General features: G+C 74.6%; 1 protein-coding gene. It reads right to left on the reverse strand.

The features are described 5' to 3' along the window. On the reverse strand, nt 1-479 hold a 479-nt coding region (locus KUM32_RS42570; protein ID WP_217146927.1), incomplete at its 3' end, for a sensor domain-containing protein. Nucleotides 480-615: the final 136 nt, after the last annotated feature.

The following is a 615-nucleotide window of genomic DNA, read 5'->3' on the forward strand; positions in this document are numbered from 1 at the left end:
GGCGAGAGCAGCCCGCGCACCATCGCCCGGTCCACATGGGCCAGGCCGCGCGCCACCCACGGCAGCACCGGCCAGGCGACGAACAGGCCGACCAGCGTGACGGTGAAGGTCAGCACGTCCCACGGCAGACGTATGAGCAGGTAGAGCGTGTGCCGCCAGCCGACGGTGTCCTTCAGGCTCGTCCACAACCAGGGGAAGAAGCCGCCGTGCGCGCGGTGCCGCAACGGGCTCGGCTCGTCGACGTGCACGTCGAGCAGCACCCGGGCGCGCCGCCGCTCGAACTTGCCGATCTGCCGGCTGCCGAGCAGCCCGAGCGCCAGCATCGGCAGCCCCACGACGGTGATCGACAGGGCGACGCCGGTGGAGAACCAACTCGCCACGTAGACGAACCCGAACATGCCCACCGGCAGGTTGGTGAGCAGGTGCGCGATCTCGCGCCAGGTGGCGCCCGGGAACCCGAAGGCCGGCGGGCGCGGCAGCCGGTCCTGGTCTTCGACGGTCTCGGTGGGCCCGGTCGTGGCCCCGGCCGCCCGGCCGGGCTCGGCGGCGGTCGAGGCGGGGCGCGCGGCTCCGTGGCCCGCGCCCGGCGCGGGGTGACGACGAGCGGTGGTGGCG

The sequence above is a fragment of the Streptomyces sp. AC627_RSS907 genome (assembly GCF_019049165.1).